General features: G+C 47.0%; 14 protein-coding genes and 1 other RNA gene. 12 read left to right on the top strand and 3 right to left on the bottom strand.

Annotated elements, in window-relative coordinates; translation table 11 throughout:
• Positions 1–31 precede the first annotated feature (31 nt).
• The 3 genes from dapF to SMSP2_RS07215 all read right to left on the bottom strand — a co-directional run bounded on the left by dapF (position 32) and on the right by SMSP2_RS07215 (position 3015).
• Positions 32–904 (bottom strand): diaminopimelate epimerase, encoded by an 873-nt coding sequence (gene dapF, locus SMSP2_RS07225; protein ID WP_146683312.1) that lies wholly within the window; start codon positions 902–904, stop codon positions 32–34.
• Positions 905–999: 95 nt separating this feature from the next.
• Positions 1000–1361, bottom strand: an RNA gene (gene rnpB, locus SMSP2_RS07220) — RNase P RNA component class A.
• A gap of 502 nt (positions 1362–1863) precedes the next feature.
• Positions 1864–3015 (bottom strand): ISAs1 family transposase, encoded by a 1152-nt coding sequence (locus tag SMSP2_RS07215; RefSeq protein ID WP_146682569.1) that lies wholly within the window; start codon positions 3013–3015, stop codon positions 1864–1866.
• A 111-nt stretch (positions 3016–3126) separates the two neighbouring features.
• Between SMSP2_RS07215 and SMSP2_RS07210 the strand changes: the two genes are divergently transcribed.
• The 12 genes from SMSP2_RS07210 to SMSP2_RS07155 all read left to right on the top strand — a co-directional run bounded on the left by SMSP2_RS07210 (position 3127) and on the right by SMSP2_RS07155 (position 18599).
• On the top strand, positions 3127–3348 hold the full coding sequence (locus SMSP2_RS07210) for a hypothetical protein (protein WP_146683311.1): 222 nt from the start codon (positions 3127–3129) through the stop codon (positions 3346–3348).
• Positions 3349–3485: 137 nt separating this feature from the next.
• Entirely contained in the window at positions 3486–6134 is a 2649-nt protein-coding gene (locus SMSP2_RS07205; RefSeq protein ID WP_186804913.1) for a GLUG motif-containing protein, read from the top strand.
• A gap of 118 nt (positions 6135–6252) precedes the next feature.
• Positions 6253–7581, top strand: coding sequence for a GLUG motif-containing protein (locus SMSP2_RS07200; protein ID WP_146683309.1), 1329 nt, complete (start codon positions 6253–6255; stop codon positions 7579–7581).
• A gap of 504 nt (positions 7582–8085) precedes the next feature.
• Positions 8086–9402 carry a histidinol dehydrogenase gene (gene hisD / locus SMSP2_RS07195; protein WP_146683308.1) on the top strand — a complete coding sequence of 439 codons (1317 nt, stop codon included), beginning with the start codon at positions 8086–8088 and terminating at the stop codon, positions 9400–9402.
• Positions 9403–9422: 20 nt separating this feature from the next.
• Positions 9423–10688 carry an NCS2 family permease gene (locus tag SMSP2_RS07190; protein ID WP_146683307.1) on the top strand — a complete coding sequence of 422 codons (1266 nt, stop codon included), beginning with the start codon at positions 9423–9425 and terminating at the stop codon, positions 10686–10688.
• A gap of 167 nt (positions 10689–10855) precedes the next feature.
• Positions 10856–11596: a 3-deoxy-manno-octulosonate cytidylyltransferase gene (kdsB, locus tag SMSP2_RS07185; protein WP_146683306.1), complete on the top strand. Its 741-nt coding sequence runs from the start codon at positions 10856–10858 to the stop codon at positions 11594–11596.
• 38 nt (positions 11597–11634) lie between these two features.
• A complete protein-coding gene (gene pyrG, locus SMSP2_RS07180; RefSeq protein ID WP_146683305.1) occupies positions 11635–13413 on the top strand; it encodes a glutamine hydrolyzing CTP synthase in 1779 nt (592 codons plus the stop codon).
• Positions 13410–14024 carry a nicotinate (nicotinamide) nucleotide adenylyltransferase gene (nadD, locus tag SMSP2_RS07175; protein WP_146683304.1) on the top strand — a complete coding sequence of 205 codons (615 nt, stop codon included), beginning with the start codon at positions 13410–13412 and terminating at the stop codon, positions 14022–14024. Before pyrG ends, nadD begins: the two co-directional genes overlap by 4 nt.
• Before the next feature lie 572 nt (positions 14025–14596).
• Positions 14597–15283 (top strand): PEP-CTERM sorting domain-containing protein, encoded by a 687-nt coding sequence (locus tag SMSP2_RS07170; RefSeq protein WP_146683303.1) that lies wholly within the window; start codon positions 14597–14599, stop codon positions 15281–15283.
• Between the two features lie 103 nt (positions 15284–15386).
• Entirely contained in the window at positions 15387–16976 is a 1590-nt protein-coding gene (locus SMSP2_RS07165; RefSeq protein ID WP_146683302.1) for an alkaline phosphatase, read from the top strand.
• Between the two features lie 129 nt (positions 16977–17105).
• Complete coding sequence (locus SMSP2_RS07160) at positions 17106–18224, top strand: YibE/F family protein (protein WP_146683301.1); 1119 nt, start codon at positions 17106–17108, stop codon at positions 18222–18224.
• 111 nt (positions 18225–18335) lie between these two features.
• Positions 18336–18599, top strand: coding sequence for a hypothetical protein (locus SMSP2_RS07155; protein WP_222566426.1), 264 nt, complete (start codon positions 18336–18338; stop codon positions 18597–18599).
• The last annotated feature ends 4 nt before the right edge of the window (positions 18600–18603 follow it).

The following is an 18603-nucleotide window of genomic DNA, read 5'->3' as shown; positions in this document are numbered from 1 at the left end:
ATTTTTTAAGGTTTTGCGCAAAATTAGATATTCAGCACAGCTCGCCGCAATAAACGGTGGTTGCAGGGCCGGTCATATAGACACAGTTGTCGTCTTCGCACCAGTTCAGCATCAGGTCGCCGCCGGGCAGATGCGCCAGCACTGCGCGGTTGCATTTGCCGTTGAGGCTTGCCGCCACTCCGCAGGCACATGCCCCTGTTCCGCAGGCAAGGGTAATCCCGGAGCCGCGTTCCCAGGTAATCATGGAAAACTCTTCGGGCGATTCCGCCTTTACAAAATGCACGTTTATCCGCTCGGGGAATGCGGGGTGGTTTTCAAGGGCCGGGCCGATTTTCTCGAGATCAATTTCGTCGAGGTTTTCGGAGAAAATAACCGCGTGCGGGTTTCCCATCGAGACGCATGTAACCTCGAAAGTCTCGCCGCCGGCTTCGATCGCCTCTCCAACGCACGGATTGCAATGAAAGGTTGTCGGGATTTCGGAGGCTTCGAGTATCGGCTGTCCCATATTGACACATATCTGCTCGGCGAGGCCGTCTTCACCGGGCATTATGCCCAGCGTGAGTATGCCGTTGCCGGTCTCGACAGTAAGTGAATGCGGCAATGTCGGCTGGCCTGGAACTGAAAACGATGAGCCCGGCTCTGCTATCTTGTTGTCAAAAACGTACTTGGCGACGCAGCGGATGCCGTTGCCGCACATTTGCGATTCGCTGCCGTCGGCGTTGAACATACGCATACGCACGTCGGCCAGTTTTGACGGGCAGATAAGGATCAGCCCGTCTGAGCCGATACCAAAGTTGCGGTCGCTGACAGCTATCGCCATTGATGAAGGGTCTATAACGTCTTCCTCGAAGCAGTTGACATAAACATAGTCATTGCCGAGGCCGTGCATTTTTGTAAATTTCATTGTTTCTCCGTTAAATGAATCCTGTTTTAAACGGTTTTTATTATACGGTTAAAAAAAGATATTCAACCATAATCAGGGCATCTGTCTATTTTAAAAATGAGAGCGGGCCTGTAAGCCGGGTTCTGTATCTGGCGGCCATCTAACTTGACCGACCGTTGCCGGCCGGCTCTGCTTTTATGGCAAGCGACCTACCCGCCGGTATTGCCCGGACGAAGGCACCGGCATGCTTGGTCTTGCAGGCGGTGGGGTTTGCCGTGCCGAACCCGTTGCCGGATTCGCGGTGCGCTCTTACCGCACCATTTCACCATTGCCTGTGCCCGTAAGGGCCATCGGCTGTGTATTTTCTGCGGCACTTTCCCGCGGGTCGCCCCGGGCGGCTGTTAGCCGTCACCGTGTCCTGTCCTGCCCGGACTTTCCTCCGGATGCCGAAACATCCGGCGGCCGCCCGGCCCGCTCTCATATTTAATTATGACATAAATCATAAATTATACCAGAATTTCAACGCTCGGATTGCAGGAATTCGCATGGTATTTGTTTTTTTTAAAGCGGCTAAGGCTAATAAGTATTTGTATATCAGAGTATTACGCACTTTTGCGGGTTGTGATTTGACGCTTGAAATGTTCGATTTATGTGATAAAATCAAAAATGAGTAATTAAGAATTGGATAAGCAGGACAAGCGGCCCCGCTTGTGAGTAGAAAGTATGAGCCCGAAGTGGTTCGGCACGAATTCAACTCTTAGCTATTTGCTTTTATTTGCGGATAACAGGCTTTACCAGTAATCGCTGTAATAATTTGAATGTAAATTATGGAATGATAGTTGGGTTATACGGCGTGCAGTGTCAGGCTTCCGGCCCGGCACTTGATGAATCAATTTTTTTTCTTTATTAGACAAGATCAAAACATTCAAAATAATCATGTTAATCCTGTCTAAAAAAACTAATTCCCAGGGCAATCGCATCTAAAGTCCTTTATTTTGTTGTGTCAGCACGCGATATAGGTATTGCTCGTTCCAGCCGCAGCACAGCCTTCTGGTCTTTATGCCGACCTTGTGCTTGGTTTGCTGTTTTAGCAGATTCAGTGCTATTCGTGAGAGCCTTGCAAAATTTTCTGCTCCATAACCTTTTCTTATTCTCCTTTCATCGTCGGCAAAGCTGATATCTAAACACCAGTGCAAGGAGTTCTCTACCCCCCAGTGGCCCCTGATATATTTGAGTAAATTTGGCGGATTTTTGCAAGTCAGGCTTGATATGTAATACCGTTTCTCTACGCTTGTTTCATCTCCTATGCTCCTCTTTGCCTCCACACATATCAGGCTCTTGAGCCCGACCCAGTTCTTCTTTTCAGAGTTAAGGAATCCTACATTTGAAACAGCCCGCAATGTGCGTTCTTCAACCCTGCCGTGGCCTCCATCAGTTTCACTTGCAACAGTATATTGAATATTATAGACATTATCGTCTATACATTCATCAAAAAGGGTAACTGCATTTTTATGCAGGCCGGTCTGATTTGCCTTTAGCTGCAAGATATAGTCCCCATCATTTTCAATTACAGCATTAGCAATTTCCTTTTGGCAGCCCATAGCATCAGTTGTTACAACTGCACCATCTAAATCAATTAACTCCAAGAGCTTAGGTATAGCCGTTATCTCATTGCTCTTGGTTTCTGTTGCAATCTGCCCAATGACCATTTTGTTGGTGTCGCACCAGGCATTTACCATGTGAACAGCCGCTTTTTCAGATGCATAATCAACGCTTCTACGCATAGTCTTGCCGTCAATGGCTATGAGCCTGCCTTCACTCTTTTGGGCTAAGGCATTGACCCATTCGAGGAAGCATTGTTCAAATGAGTCGGGTTTGAGAGAAGAAAATACTCGTCCAAATGTGTCGTGAGAAGGAATGCCATTAGGCAAAGAAAGAAAACTTTTAAACCACTCTTCTTTGCACTGAGCGAACTCTTCAACCTGTGTCCATCCATCAGCGCCACAAATTATTGCACAAATTGCAATGGATAAAATATCGCTAAGCTCATGCTTGCGAGTACGCTCGACTCTGGGGTCTTCAATTGTCGAAAAATAGTCCATTAATCTGCGTTGGTTTTGTTCTTTTTTCATAATTTTCCTCGTTTTAACGTTGCAAAGATATAGAATACTATATATTATACTATAATGAAAAAGACAAAAAAAGCTATAAAATTATTAGAAAAAATCGCAAAAATAGAGCGAATGGAACGAGGGAAAATATGTCAGATGAAAAACCGGCAGCATTTCAACCACCAAACGTGGAAAAATGGAGCCAATGTTGTGCGATATGTCCCAAAGGATGAGCTTGAAGCACTGCAGGCTGACATAGATAGTTACAACCAATTCATGGACTTAGTGCAACAATATGCTGACGAAATCATACGGATAACACGCCTTGAAAGAAAAAATAACCGAAAAGCCTAAAAAATGATATTTTAGATGCGATTGCCCTGACTAATTCCTAATTCTCAATTATTCCCCTTGACACTACCCCTAAATCTGCTATTGTATATCTCTAAATACAGACAAATGAATAAGGTAAAATGAATTTAAAGGAGTTTATGATGTCTAAACAAACCAGCATGTCAATTTTCTGCGCCGTTACTGCGCTTATACTTTCACTCCCGACACACCTGCTCGCTTTCGCCGGCGGCGACGGCACACCCGAAAACCCATACCAGATTTCAACCCGTCAGCACCTTGAGGCCGTAAACAACGACCTCGCCGCACACTATATCCTTATAAACGATATAGACTTAACGGGAACTGTATATACACAGGCGGTGATTGCTCCGGATACAGACCCTGAAACTGGGGGCTTTCAGGGAACAGAGTTTACAGGTTCATTCGACGGCAGCTATTACGTTATTTACAATTTCGAAGTTGATGTTAATAATTATTGTGGTTTGTTCAGCCGGATTAATACTGTGGGTTCAGTTGTAAATATCGGTTTAGAAAACATTTCAGTTAAGGGACTATCCCAAGTCGGCGGGCTGGTGGGGGTAAACTTTGGCAGTATCACGAACTGCTATTCTACCGGTGCGGTTACCGGAGATATGGAAGTTGGAGGGCTGGTGGGAGTTAACAGCAGGGACGGTGTTATTACTAACTGTTATTCAACCGGATCAGTGACAGGACGCAGCTTGGTCGGCGGACTGGCGGGGCGAAACGACTACGGCAGCGTTACTAACTGCTATTCAACCGGCTCAGTTACAGGAGGCAGTTCTGTCGGCGGGTTGCTGGGAGATAACCGCTACGGCAGTGTTACTAACTGCTATTCAACCGGCTCAGTTACCGGACATTACTATGTCGGCGGGCTAATGGGATTCAACTACAAAGGCATTGTAGTAAATAGCTTCTGGGACATTCAATCTTCAGGAATTATCACAACTCCTGTGGGCAGACCAAAAACTACAAGCCAGATGATGGACCCATTGACCTTTGCCGGCTGGAACGACGGAAACTGGGCGATAGACGCCGGAAAAGATTACCCCCGGCTTAGCTGGGAAAATCAACCGGGTTTGATGATAGAAACAGACTATCCTGCACGAAGCTACTCTGGGGCCGGAACCTGGGACGATCCTTTTGTGCTGTTAAATTCCGCTGATATCCTGTCTATGTCTATCCGTGTTCCAGACTGGAACAGCAGCTTTATTTTAGGCGATGATATCGATATGTCCGGCATTTCAGGGTATTATCCGGTAACGGAGTTTGGCGGAACGCTGGACGGCGACGGACACGTCATTTATAACCTTACAATAGACAGCGAGGTTACGGGTTTCACCGATACGCTGGGATTAGTAGGATTTCTCACAGGAAATATCAAGAATCTTGGGCTCGAAAATATATCAATCATTTCAACAGGATATTGGTCAGGCTCCATTGCTGCTTGTAACAAAAAAGGAACCATTGAAAACTGCTATTCTACCGGCTCGGTTAGTGGTTATTGGACTGTCGGCGGCTTGGTGGGGTTTAATTATCCTGGCAGCGTTATAGCAAACAGCTATTGCACCGGCTCAGTTTCAGGCGACGAGTATGTTGGCGGGCTGGTGGGATATAACGACTACTTTGGCAGTGTTGCGAACTGCTATTCAACAGGTTTGGTTACAGGCGATGAGAATACAGGCGGCCTGATTGGTACAAATAAAGGAGGCAGTACAAATTGTTTCTGGGACATCGAAACGTCCGGATTAGAGACTAGTGCTGGAGGAACGGGCAAAACTACTGACCAGATGCAGGATATAAACACATTTTTAAATGCCGGTTGGGATTTTACAGATATATGGACAATTGGCGAGGGCACTGATTATCCCCGTTTTAACCGGCAGAAACCCATTGGTGATTTTTCATACCCTGAGGGCGTATATACAGAAGACCTTCTCTACTTCGCCGCCTTTTGGTTAAGTGATGATTGCGATTCGAATAATGAATACTGCTACGGAACTGATATGAATCAATCAGGAGCAGTAGATCTATCAGATATGGCAATCTTTGCTAATGTCTGGCTCCAGGATATTCAACCTCAAGAGCCGATCAGCAACCATATTTTTGCGATTGAGATGAGCATGACCTATGATTTCGGTAGAGGTTACGGAAACGCCGAGCCGATTGAATATGAATTTGACGCCTGGATGCATGTTAGTGATACTGTTTCCAGAGGAACCATTGAAACACCAACAGGTGCCGTATATCAGGCAGAAATGGAAGTAGATGATGATGAAAACTGGCTTGGCATCGGAGTAGGTTCGAATTCATTAGAAGGTCTGGAGGACTTCACAGACGGTGAATATGTTTTTACAGTTACCTACACAAATGGAAAATCGCAGTCAACTTCAGTCCCCTATGCCAAAGAAGATGGCAGCCCGATACCCCCGGTCGATCAGCCGCTGGTTGCGGAATATCCTCAGCACTATTCTACGGATATCCCGTTAAACATCAATATTCTGCTCGAATCTACAGATAACCCTGAATTGACTTACGGGCTTGAATGGTCTCCAGTAGATTATAACCCATCAGCATTAAGCGGAGAGGTAGATGATCTTGCCTATAATACAATCAGCGTCGGGCCGGTGAACTTGTCGCCGCAAACTGAATATGAACTGGAATTGTCTGTAAATCACGCAATATGGTTAGTCAATCAAGACGGTATTCCATACGTGGTTGACAAAGATGCTGAGGTAGCAATAATATTTACAACTGGGAATGAATAAGCCCGCGGCCGGCTTTAGCATATAGACATAAGAAAAGAATCAGTGCTGAGATGCCGTACACGATTTATATCTGTAAATATAAACAAATGAATAAGGTGTAATTACCTTAAAGGAGTTTATGATGTTTAAACAAACCAGCATGTCAATTATCTTCGCCGCTGCTGCGCTTATACTTTCACTTCCGACACACCTGCTCGCCTTCGCCGGCGGTGCCGGCACCCCGGAAAACCCATACCAGATTTCAACCAGAGAAGACCTCGAAGCCGTAAACAATGACCTCGAAGCACACTATATCATGATAAATGATATAAATTTAGCGGGTAACACCTACACAAGGGCGGTTATTGCACCCGATATTTTTACAAGTACAGGGTACACCGGTACCCCGTTTACAGGAACATTTAATGGAAATGGACACATAATTGGAGCACTAAATATTACAGGTGTTAATCAACTTGGTTTATTTTGCCAAATCGGTAGTTCAGGTAAAATAATAAATCTTGGCTTAGAAGACATTTCAATCAACGGGAAAGAATATCTTGGAGGACTGTGTGTTACTAATGAAGGTACCATTAACAACTGCTATTCAAACGGCGTAATTCAAGGTGTCAATTATAGTTTAAATGAGATGCTAAGTGGTTTCGGCGGGCTTTGTGGAATGAACAAAGGTACTATCGTAGATTCATACTCAAGCTGTGAAGTAAGCGGTATCCATTCTGCCGGAGGTTTAGTGGGGTCTAACACAGGATACATATCGAATTGCAACGCTACAGGTGACATTGTTGAGGGAATGGTAGAAGAATGTTTTCCTGTAGGTGACCCCGAAGGCATTGAATGGATGGATTGCCAACAACACGGTGGAGGATACATAGGCGGCCTCTGCGGTTATAATACAGGCTTGATTTATAATTGTTATGCGAAGGGCTCGGTTGATACTGTAGGAATAACCGGCTTTTGGGTGTCGAGATCTTATGGGGGATTGTGTGGATACAATAATGGTTCAATAGTTAACTGTTATTCTACAGGATATGTAAGTAATTACTATTCTTGCGGATTAGTAGGCGAATCTTCTCTTTCAGAAGACTCGATTATTGAGAAAAGCTTTTGGGATGTTGAAACATCTCTCAGTCAAACGAGTGACGGTGGAGAGGGTTTGACCACCGCCGAGATGCAGGATATATTTACGTTTACGGATGCCGGGTGGGATTTTGTTAATGAGACCGCTAACGGGGTGGAGGATCTTTGGCAGATGCCGGCGTTTGATTATCCTCGTTTGAGCTGGGAGGCGATTGCACCGACCAACAGCGATATTGGGATGCTTTCCGTCAACTGGCTGGGCGGCGGCTGCGCTGCACCCGACTGGTGCGGTGGGGCGGATCGTGACTTTGACGGAAGTGTAACTGTTGACGATTTGCTGCTGCTTGCGGATTCCTGGCTTTATCAGTAATCACTGTAGAGAATCCCGATAAATCGGGACACGAATTTTCTCCATTTGAAATCAATTAGACAGGATTTACATGATTAACAAGATTGTTATTTTTAAGTTATCTTTATCCTGTGAATCCTGTAATCCTGTCAAGTGAGTTAATTAAGAATTAGGAATTAAGAATTAGGGAGTCATAAGCGGCGATAAAACTTGATATTTGAAATTTGGGATTAAAATTTATCATGAAGAACATGAAGAAATCATGAAATAAAAACTTCAATATCTTCATGGTTAAAAATAAAAGTTTGGGCGTATTGTGCTCAGTGTCGTGCTGGAAGACTAACTTACGTTAAAAAAGGCTCTGTGTCGGGCTGGAAGCCTAACCTACGTTGAAAACGTTCAAATGGCTGATAGCCGGCATGTTACAATTCCGCAGCTTGTTGTTAAGATTTAATTGATTTATTTTTAATCCTGTTTATCCTGTAATCCTGTTAGAACATATTCATAAATACAAGAGATGTAAAAATGGCTATAGATCTAAGTGATATTGTATTTTCTTATGCGGACGCGGATTTTCAGGCCCGCTTTGACTCGCTTATGAGCGAGCATTCCATGAGCGCCTTTTTGCGTGAAAAGGCCGGTATTGCCGCGGGCGTTCGTGATATTGTCGCGGCGGTTGCCCGGAGGGGCGACGCGGCGGTGGCGGAGTTTACGGCGAAGTTTGACGGCGTGGAAATGACGCCGCAGCAGTTTCGGGTACCCGAAGAGGAGCTTGAAAAGGCGTATGATGAGCTTTCGCCGGAATTACTCGATAACCTCCGCGGCGCGATCGGCAACGTCGGTGAGTACCAGAAAGCCATCTTTATCGGCAACAGGTCGGAGGATTCGGGCCGCGTCGGGATTCGCTACCGTCCGCTCAAGCGGGTTGGGCTGTGCATCCCCGGCGCCAGCGCTCCGCTGCCCTCAACGGTTATCATGACCGCTGTGCCGGCGATTGTGGCGGGCGTAGAAGATATCGTGGTCATCTCGCCGCCGCGGTTCAATAACAGCATAAATCCCGTGATACTGGGGCTTTGCCACGAACTTGGTATAACCGAGGTGTACCGCATCGGCGGTGCCCAGGCAGTCGCCGCCCTGGGCTGGGGAACCGAGACGATAAAGCCGGTTGACAAGATCGTAGGCCCGGGTAATGACTATGTGCAGCTTGCCAAAAAAGAGGTCTTCGGTCTGTGCGATATGGATTCATTCGCCGGCCCGAGCGATGTGCTTATCGTCGCCGACGACAGCGCCAACGCGGCGTGGACTGCCGCCGACATGCTCAGCCAGGCGGAACACTACCCCGGAGCGGCGATACTGGTAACCCCCTCAAGCGGGCTCGCGGCAAAGGTGCAGTCGGAGCTTGAGCGGCAGGTCGGGCAGCTTGACAGGAGCAAAGAGACGCTTGAATGTCTGCGGACGTACAGCGCGGTTGTCGTTATGAAGGATATGGACGCGGCGGTCGGGTTTGCCAACCACTTCGCCGCGGAGCATCTTGAGGTTCAGTGCGGCGTTAACAGCCGGGCTGTGGCCGAGCGTATCGATAACGCCGGCGCGATATTTATCGGCGATTATTCGCCGGTTGCAGTGGGCGATTACTGGGCGGGGCCGAGCCACACACTGCCGACACGCCAGTCGAGCAGGTATTTTTCGGCGGTAACGAGCAACGATTTTGTAAAGTCTTCCAGCATAATAGAATACAGCAAAGAGCAGCTTCTCGCAGATGCCGACAGGATAGCTATGCTGGCGATGACCGAGGGGTTAGACGCTCACGCAAAATCGATAAAGATAAGGCAGCAGCAATAATAACATCAGGGAAATCAGCAATGAGTAGTGACAGCACAGAGAAAGGCACCTTTAAAACAGAGGTTATTGCCGGCGTAACGACATTTTTGTCGATGTCGTATATCATATTTGTAAACCCCGAGATACTCTCCGCGGCGGGCATGGATAAGAATGCAGTTGCCGCGGTTACATGCCTGGCTTCGGCGATAGCCTGTTTTCTTGTGGGTATTATCTGCCGCAGCCCGCTGGCGATGGCTCCGGGTATGGGGCTCAATGCGTTTTTCGCGTATTCACTTGTGTTGGGCCAGCAGATTGCCTGGGAGACGGCACTGGGAATAGTATTCCTGTCGGGATTTATATTTTTTATACTGACAGCCGTCGGGCTTCGTGAAAAGATTGTTGAGGCGATACCCAAGTCTCTTGTGTATGCTATCGGCGTGGGTATAGGGCTTTTTATAACGTTTATAGGCCTGGTGAATCTGGGGCTTGTCGTCAAGGACGAGGCAACCCTTATCAGTCTGGGCAGGTTTACGCCTGAGGTTCTGATCGGGCTTGCGGGCCTGGTGGTTATGCTGGTTCTCGAATCGAGGGGGATCCGCGGGGCACTGCTTATTGGAATTATTGTTTCTACTGCCATATCCGTTTTGGCGGGCCGCGTGGATTTGCCGGATTCGTTTATGTTCGCTCAGTTTAATATCATGCCGGTGGCGTTCAAGCTGGATATCCTCGGCGCGGTCAAGTGGAGCTTTTTCGGGGCGATATTTACGCTGATGTTCATGGATATGTTTGACAGCATCGGCACACTTGTCGGCGTTTTGCACAAGATAGAAAATGACGTCAAACCGCGAAGTGTCAGCAGGCTTCTGGCTGTTGATGCCGCGGCTACGATGATAGGTGCGGTTATCGGCACCTCAACGACAACTGTATATCTCGAATCCAGCGCGGGCGTAGAGGCCGGCGGCCGCCGCGGCACGACTGCGGTGGTGGTGGGCATTCTGTTTCTCGCGGGGATGCTGTTTGTGCCGATTATCGCGATGGTGCCGGCATACGCGACAGCTCCTGCGCTGATAATGGTGGGGCTGTTCATGGCAAGGGGTATTGTAAATGTTGACTTTTCAACGATAGAAGAGGGGTTCCCGGCTTTTATAATCATTATCATGATCGCGCTGGCATACAGCATCAGCGGCGGTCTGGCACTGGGTTTTATCTCTTACACACTGCTGAAGGTTATCAACGGAAAATACAGGCAAATCAAGCCGGCTATGTGGGTTATAGCTGCTCTGAGCGTTGTGTATTTTCTTATCTGAAATAGGCCGGTTTGATAAAATATCCCGGGCGGCTAAGAAAATGGGCTAAATTCTTTATGGCCGGTTGACACAGGCAGTGTTTAGGCGTAAACTATTCATACAGTAAGTTATGTGCGGAGATCATGATTTTCGCACTCAAATTCCTTCAATTTTTTATGAGGTTTGATTTGAACATAATTGCTGTAATACCCGCAAGATATGATTCAACCCGTTTTCCCGGCAAGGTGCTCGCCAACAAAACAGGCAAGTTTCTCGTTCAGCATACTGCCGAACAGGTGCTAAAGGCCGGCAGTGTCAGCTCTGTGCTGGTGGCGACAGATTCGCAGAAGGTCTTTGCCGCGTGTGAGACTTTCGAGGCGGCATGCGCGATGACATCCCATAAGCACAAGAGCGGCACCGACCGCATCGCCGAGGCCGTGGCGGATATTGATGCGGATATAATCATAAACGTACAGGCCGACGAGCCGGAAATATCGCCGGAGGATATTGACCTTCTCGCGTCGCTGCTTGTTGATAATCCGGATGCACAGATGGCAACGCTTGTTACGGGCATAGAAGACCAGGAGATGCTGAACAACCCCAATGTTGTTAAGTGCGTTACCGGTATTGACGGGCGGGCGTTGTATTTTTCCCGAAGCCCGATACCGTATAATCGCCAGGCGGGCAGCGGAGATATGCAGCTTGCAAAGCGGCACTTAGGCATATACGCCTATCGAAGGGATTTTCTGCTGGAGATAACAAAGCTGCCTCAGAGCCCGCTGGAGGTTTGCGAGTCACTCGAACAGCTCAGGGTGCTTGAAAACGGGTATAAGATAATGACCGCGATGGTAGAAAATGCCTGTGAGGGCATCGACACAGAAGAGCAGTATGAAAGATTCGTTGAAAGATACAATTCAAGTCTTTCTTAAAATAAACCGAAAGATAAACATCAACTGATGCAAAAAAGATGACAGATAATAAAGACCTATTAGCAAGTGTAAGCAACGTTTCCACGGACACCGAATATTTTTCGCCCATACCGGAGGGCTACATCAAGGGCAAGACCAAGTACGTCATTGTGCTTGGAACAGTCATGAGCGGTCTGGGCAAGGGAATATTCTCATCTTCCCTGGCCAAGGTACTCAAGGACAAGGGCTTCAAGGTGTCTCCTATAAAACTGGAGGGATATCTCAATATCGACTCGGGCACGCTCAATCCGTTCAGGCACGGCGAGGTGTTTGTTCTGGATGACGGTATCGAATGTGATATGGATCTGGGTACTTATGAGAGGATTCTCGACCAGGACCTTAACCGGCATAATTTCTGTACGAGCGGCCAGATTTACCGTGATGTTCTCAACAAAGAGCGTCACGGCGAATACCTTGGGCGTGATGTTCAGATGATCCCGCATATCACCGGTGAGGTGAAGCTGCGTCTTCGTCGGCTGGCGATGGAAAGCGATGCTGATGTTGTGTTCGTTGAGATTGGCGGCACGGTGGGTGATTTGGAAAACGCCTTCTATATCGAGGCGATGCGAGAGCTGGCGTATGAAGAGGGCGAGGGCAGCTCGTGTTTCGTCGCTCTTACGTACATCCTGGCACCGAAGATTCTCGGTGAGCAGAAATCCAAAGCCGCCCAGCTTGGAATACGCAACCTGATGGAAAAGGGTATTCAGCCGGACATTATTGCCTGCAGGGCTGACTGCGAGGTTACAGAGACGGTTCGCCAGAAGATGAGCGTTTTCAGCAATGTGCCGCTTGAGCACGTTTTCAGTATGCACGATTCGAAGAGCATCTACACAATCCCGGAGATGCTAAGAGAGAGCAGTATTGATAAGATTGTAACAAAGGTGCTGCGTCTTGATGAGAGGATAGACGAAGAGCTCGAGGCGAAAAATACAAAACAGTGGAATAAGTTTACATCTAAAATTGGCGAGTATGATTCTGAGATTACTATCGGTATTACGGGCAAATACACGACTGTGCGTGACAGCTATGCGTCTATAATCAAGGCCATCGAGCATTGTGAGACGGCTTTGTCTGTCAAGGTCAGGATTAAATGGATCGAGGTGACAGATATCACATCAGATGAAAAGGCGGCGGCGTTTTTAAAAGATGTTGACGGGATTATCGTTCCCGGCGGTTTCGGAACACGCGGCACAGAGGGCAAGGTAGCCTGTATCAAGTATGCCCGTGAAAACAACGTGCCGTACCTGGGTCTGTGCCTTGGTTTCCAGATGGCTGTAATCGAGTTTGCCCGTAACGTTTGCGGCATAAAAGACGCAAACAGCTCCGAGATTAAAACCAAAGATTCAGCAAGCGTTATCGGGGTTTTGCCCGAGCAGAAAAAGATAGAAAAACTCGGCGGCAACATGCGTCTTGGCGGCAGGGATGTTGAGGTTAAAACCGGCACTTTTGCCTGGAAACTGCTTGGCGAAAAAGAAAGTGTTCGTCTGCGTTTTCGCCATCGCTACGAGGTTGAGCCGGACTATATCAAGTCTTTAGAGGATCACGGTCTGGTGTTCTCGGGCAAGGCTCCGGGACACCCGATAATGCAGATTCTCGAGCTGCCCGGTCATCCGTATTTCGTCGGTACGCAATCGCATCCGTGCCTAACGTCGCGTCCGCTGCGGCCGAGCAGGATGTTTCTGGGACTTATTGCCGCAGCGCGTCTGCGGAAGTATCCCGATAAGGGTTACCCTGAAGTACTCGACGCGGTAAATGATGTTTTCTCCGAGGGTCTATGAAGCGTGTGATTTTGTACGGCGGAACTTTTGACCCTGTTCATAAGGGGCATATCGAGGCTTCCCGGGCGGCGGCCCTTGAGCTTGGGGCGGATTGTGTGTATCTAATACCGGCAAGGCGGTCTCCGTTTAAGGATAACCCGCCCGCGGCTTCAGACTCTGACCGCGGGAAGATGCTTGAAAGGGCTGTCCGGGGCGAGAAACTCTTTTGTGTGAGCTATACCGAGTTTGAACGGTCCGAGCCGAGCTATTCATTTGATACTGTGATGCATTTCAAGAGACTTTTGGGTGATGACGCGGAGCTTTTCTGGCTTGTTGGAGCCGATACGCTTGGTTCTTTAAAAAAATGGTATCGGATAGAAGAGATGCTAAATAACTGCACAATAGCAGCGATGTACCGCGGCGGCTGTAAGATCTTTGATAAGCAGGCTTTGCCCGGTCTGCTGGGTAAAGAGCTTGCCGCGATGAATAAGGTTGTCCCCGTCCAGACGCCGCTTATCGATATCAGCAGTACGCAGGTGCGCAAACGCCTTGCCGCGGGGCAGGATGTTTCGGGTATGCTCGCCCCTGGTGTGCTGGAATATATAAAAGACAATCACCTTTATGAGAGTTAATCGCTGCGGTGCAGGGCTTATGCGGATACTTCGGTAGAGTTGTATTTTTTAATCGGCAAGCTGATATTCAGGACTTGGGAGAGATTCTGGGAGGCTGTGTTGTAGTTAAGGACAATAAACTAATTTTAGGTGGAAAAAACCGGAAAAATTTGTCTTTTTTTATACCTTTTATTTTCCAAAACGACTAAAGTTATTCAAATATTAAGTTTAGATTGTGAAATATTATAGTTAGAGAGAATAAAACTTAATTAGCAAGTCTCCGCTTTACCCACGTTTTACTTTTAATCTTATTTTAATTATTCAATAATTAAATGCAAATAATTGGATGATAAGATTACAGCCGTAAGCTCGGCGTTCGAGTTTTACATTTCTAACGTTAGAAGAAATATTGTAGAGAAGCCAGAACATAGTCTGAAAGTTTGAAGAAGAAGCTAAGTACTTGATTTTATCCGGCAGTGATTCTGATTTGCGCATAAAGTGCGCCTGCCTGGTGAAGTTTTGAAATTTTCTTTCGATTTTCGATTCTGGTCTGAAAAAGTTGAAGAATTTTATTAGCTGAAAGGTAAAGAACAATGAAGAAGTATTTTGTATTATTAATTTTGGTATTTGGAATGTCACTGATTTCAAACGCGGCAACTGATCCGGTATGGCTTGGCGATGATTACACTGTCGGTGCCGGCTGGGACACATGGGGCGGCGGCTTTGGATTTGGAAACGGAGCAATATCTCCGGATTTCTTTGATGTTATCCCGAATGAAGCGTTAGCTTACGTTGACGGACCTGATGTAGTTACAGGTGCAAGCGCTAACTATCTCGCAACCTATAACAACAGCTTTGATGTTATAGAGGTCTGGAACGATGCTGACCTCGATTTCTGGGTTCCTAACTTTTCCCAGACCGACAATTACACTGAAATGTGGGTTCAGGTGACTTATGAGCCATTTGAAGATGTTGCACCTTCATTCAACGTTGAGACCAACAATACATTCGATAACCCGCTCAATGATAGAATTTACGGTCCGATTCTCGAGAAAAGCGAGACAAATGCTGACGGTTGGGTAACAGACGCTTTCAGCTTTGTATTAGAGCCTGCTGCTGAGTGTGTATGGCTGACTCTGAACTTCAACAGCTCCGAGTGGGACGCATACCCGATGTATGTTGACGCGGTAACTGTAGATATGGTGAATGTTCCGGAACCTGCAACATTCATTATTTTCGGTGCAGGCCTGGCTCTTTTAAGAAAGAAAAAACTTAATTGATTTTAATAAAACAAATGAAAAAAAGCGGTTCGGAAATGCCGCATTTAAACTCGTAAAGTATCTTTAATTTATTTTGTGATTTTTTCAGAAAGGAAAACTGAAAATGAAAAAGAAAACCCTGCTATCTATTATGATCATCCTGATGGTCGTCTTTACAAGTACCAATGTAGAGGCACGTCGTACAAGACCGACACAGGGCCCCAAGTATGTATTCTATTTTATCGGTGACGGCATGGCTCTGCCGCAGATTCACGCTACTGAAGCGTATCTGGCTCAGTCAGCAATGCCCGATAACCCCACAGGGAATCCAGGCGGACTTACCGGTTACAGCACCGGTGAGCCGGATGCCAACTTGCTTGCAAGTATGGACACTGCCGGCGCTGCCAAGCTGGTAATGAGTCAGTTCCCTGTTCTCGGTCTTCAGACTACATACGCTAACAACCGTTTCATCACCGGCTCTGCCGCTTCTGCAACGGCTCTCTCTTGTGGCGAGAAGACTACTATCAACACAATCGCTATGGACAAGTTCAAGGCCCTTCCGTTCAACACAATCGCTGAAAAGGCCCAGGCAAAAGGCATGAAGGTCGGTGTTGTTTCTTCTGTATCAATTGACCATGCTACACCCGCATGCTTCTACGCACACCAACCCGAACGCGGTCTTTACTGGGACATCTCAAACAACCTCTCAGACAGCGGCTTCGATTACTTCGCAGGCGGCGGAATGAAGGGTGAAAGGATCAGGGACGGGAAGCGTTACTATGCTCCCGGACGCCCTGATGCTGATGCTTCAAACGATCCGGTTGAATATGCAAAGACTAACGGCTACACAGTTGCATCAAATGCAGCTGAGCTTGCTGCTGTTGCTCCCGGCACAAAGTGTTTCGCTTACAGTAAGGATTACATCGACGGCTCATGGGCTCTGCCTTACGAGATGGACCGTGACCCTGCTGACCTTTCACTCGCTGATTACACAGCAGAAGGTATCAGATTAATGGACAACTCTAACGGTTTCTTCATGATGGTTGAGGCCGGCAAGCTTGACTGGGCATGTCACGCTAACGATGCAGTCGCAGCTATAAAAGACAATATTGCTCTTGATGATGCTGTAGCCGTTGCAGTTGATTTTTATCAGCAACACCCCACAGAAACTCTGATCGTCGTAACAGGCGACCATGAGTGCGGCGGAATGACACTTGGTTTTGCAGGTACAGGCTATGAAACAGCTTTCGAGATTCTCGACGGTCAGACAATGTCTTACGAGGTTTTCGACTGGACAGAGTTCGCAGCACACAAAGCATCTTTCGGCAGCTATGAAACATGGGATCCTGCAATAAATATGAACGATGATATCAAAGCACGCATCCAGAACGCTTTCGGTCTGGTTTACGATGATCTTTCACTCTTCGAGGTTTCTACTCTTGAGCAGGCTTATGACGACTCAATGAGCGGCAAAGAAATAGCCGGCGGAACAAATGACTCTCTGCTTTATGGCTACTATGAGCCGTTTACAGTAACCCTTACACATATCATGAACCGCCGTGCCGGTATTGCTTTCACATCATACTCGCACACAGCTGTACCTGTACCGGTTTACGCTCTGGGTTATGATGCGTGGAGATTCGCAGGCAACTATGACAACACAGATGTTGCACTTAAGATGGCACAGGCTATGAGAGTCAATCTTGGCAACTAATTTTCACCCAAGCTAATTTATATTGAACATAGGGCAAGGGCAGCTAAAATGTCCTTGCCCTGTTTTTAAATAGCGGAGTTAACCAAAACACCCATATTGCGGCAGCTTGGTTCTGCGGCATGAATGACAATGAAGTTCACAAAAAACGACTTAATAATCACGTTCATTTTTGCAGTTGTATGTATATCGCTTCTGTTTGTTCCCACCGGTTTTGAGGATGCGGCTTCAAAAGAGGCTTTCAATGTCAAGGCTCGTATTGTCTCAGCAGACAACTCGGACTTTCAGGTTCTTGGCATCGTGCGGGTTGGAACACAGTTTCTCGAAGCAGAGCTTCTGGAAGGGCCTCACAAGGGTAAGACAATAAGCGTTATAAACCAGATGTCAGGCAAGCTTGATATAGATGAAATATACAAGCCTGGCGAGAAGGCTTTGATCGAATACCGATACAATGGCGACAAGACTACAGGCTACACACGCGGCCATTACAGGCTTGAACTTGAAATTATACTGGCGGTATTGTTCGGCATATTTTTGATAATAGTTGCCGGTCCGACAGGTGCAAAGGCACTTCTATCGTTTGTGTTCGCTGCTTTGATTATTTGGAAACTAATGATACCGATGTTCTTAAAGGGTATGAATCCGCTGCCGGTTGCGATATTGATTGTCGCGGCACTTACCGCATCGGTAAGTTTTCTGGTAGGAGGGCTCACCAAGAAAGGACTGGTAACATTTATCGGCTCTTTTTCAGGGTTGATTTTCACATGCGTATTGGCTTTTCTTTTTTCAAGCGGATTCAACATTCACGGAGCAGTCCGTCCATACGCAGAGACTCTTTTGTATTCCGGTTTTCCCAAACTTGATCTTACAATTATATTTACGTGCGGAATATTTATCGCATGTTCGGGAGCGGTTATGGATCTGGCGATGGATATCGCTGCCTCTATGCATGAAATACATCAAAAACGCCCCGATATCCATTTCTGGGAGCATATTCAGGCAGGCCTTCGGGTGGGTCAGTCAGTGGTAGGAACAATGACTACAACTTTGCTGCTGGCATATTCGGGAGGATACACCACTATGCTCATGTACTATATGGGCCAGGGAACGCCTTTGTGCCAGTTTTTCAACACAAATGTCATAGCCGCAGAAGTGTTGAACATACTTGTGGGCAGTTTCGGCATGGTAGCTGTAGCACCTTTGAGTGCCCTGACTGCCGGGATTGTTTATCATTTTAAGAAAAAAGTTTAACCAATTATTGAAAGTTTTGCTTTTCCCGTTAGTATATCTTTACCGCTTTTAATCGGACTTTATGAGTTTTTATTTTATATAGGTTAAGATATTTAAGTTCAGGGCTTTTCTATGGGGATTGCAGGAATTATTATTGTCGCGGTGCTGAATATACCGTTGTATTTTTTAATCGGCAAGCTGATATTCAGGACCTGGGAGAGCTTTTGGGAGGCTGTAAAGTACAACTTTAAGCCGGATTTCTGGTCGCTGCTCACCGGCCGATACCTCGAGGATATGTGGGCAGAGACAAAGTTGTTCGTCTGGATTGCGTTGAGTGTCTTGTGTGTTTACGGGGAGATCTATCTGATAAATAAATATTTTTTCGCCCAGGGGTGAGAAC

It is taken from the genome of Limihaloglobus sulfuriphilus, assembly GCF_001999965.1.
GTDB lineage: Bacteria > Planctomycetota > Phycisphaerae > Sedimentisphaerales > Sedimentisphaeraceae > Limihaloglobus > Limihaloglobus sulfuriphilus.
The sequence above is the reverse complement of the archived record's forward strand: the minus strand, read 5'-3'. Positions and strand labels throughout refer to the sequence as shown.

Excerpts from the sequence above, each read along its gene's own strand:
- dapF (WP_146683312.1), bottom strand. The coding sequence starts at position 904 with ATGAAATTTACAAAAATGCACGGCCTCGGCAATGACTATGTTTATGTC.
- SMSP2_RS07215 (WP_146682569.1), bottom strand. The coding sequence starts at position 3,015 with ATGAAAAAAGAACAAAACCAACGCAGATTAATGGACTATTTTTCGACA.
- SMSP2_RS07210 (WP_146683311.1), top strand. The coding sequence starts at position 3,127 with ATGGAACGAGGGAAAATATGTCAGATGAAAAACCGGCAGCATTTCAAC.
- SMSP2_RS07205 (WP_186804913.1), top strand. The coding sequence starts at position 3,486 with ATGATGTCTAAACAAACCAGCATGTCAATTTTCTGCGCCGTTACTGCG.
- SMSP2_RS07200 (WP_146683309.1), top strand. The coding sequence starts at position 6,253 with ATGATGTTTAAACAAACCAGCATGTCAATTATCTTCGCCGCTGCTGCG.
- hisD (WP_146683308.1), top strand. The coding sequence starts at position 8,086 with ATGGCTATAGATCTAAGTGATATTGTATTTTCTTATGCGGACGCGGAT.
- SMSP2_RS07190 (WP_146683307.1), top strand. The coding sequence starts at position 9,423 with ATGAGTAGTGACAGCACAGAGAAAGGCACCTTTAAAACAGAGGTTATT.
- pyrG (WP_146683305.1), top strand. The coding sequence starts at position 11,635 with ATGACAGATAATAAAGACCTATTAGCAAGTGTAAGCAACGTTTCCACG.
- nadD (WP_146683304.1), top strand. The coding sequence starts at position 13,410 with ATGAAGCGTGTGATTTTGTACGGCGGAACTTTTGACCCTGTTCATAAG.
- SMSP2_RS07170 (WP_146683303.1), top strand. The coding sequence starts at position 14,597 with ATGAAGAAGTATTTTGTATTATTAATTTTGGTATTTGGAATGTCACTG.
- SMSP2_RS07165 (WP_146683302.1), top strand. The coding sequence starts at position 15,387 with ATGAAAAAGAAAACCCTGCTATCTATTATGATCATCCTGATGGTCGTC.
- SMSP2_RS07160 (WP_146683301.1), top strand. The coding sequence starts at position 17,106 with ATGAAGTTCACAAAAAACGACTTAATAATCACGTTCATTTTTGCAGTT.
- SMSP2_RS07155 (WP_222566426.1), top strand. The coding sequence starts at position 18,336 with ATGGGGATTGCAGGAATTATTATTGTCGCGGTGCTGAATATACCGTTG.